This is a genomic window from Streptomyces griseus subsp. griseus (assembly GCF_000720255.1).
GTDB lineage: Bacteria > Actinomycetota > Actinomycetes > Streptomycetales > Streptomycetaceae > Streptomyces > Streptomyces griseus_I.
Genome location: NZ_JOJE01000230.1, coordinates 1 through 249, shown reverse-complemented (window position 1 = coordinate 249; position 249 = coordinate 1). Strand labels below are relative to the sequence as shown.

At 68.3% G+C, this 249-nt stretch carries 1 protein-coding gene; it reads right to left on the bottom strand.

The features are described from left to right. On the bottom strand, window positions 1–249 hold a 249-nt coding region (locus tag IG99_RS43905; protein ID WP_037684694.1), incomplete at both ends, for a transposase.

Below are 249 nucleotides of genomic sequence, written 5' to 3'. Positions count from 1 at the left end.
GCGGCGAGAGAGAGGCCGAGGCGGGCAAGGTGACTGACGCGGGTGCGGTCGAGCGGGTGGCCGTTCCACCAGGCATCGAGGCGAATGAGGTTGAGCGCGACGGCGGAGAAGACGTGCTCCAGGTGGGTCTTCTGGAGACCGAGGTAGCGGGCACGTCTCATCCCGGTGACCGCCACGGCCTGGTGAATGGTTCCCTCGATGCCCGCGCGGGTTCCGTACTTGGCTCGCCACTGCTCGTCGGACTGCTGG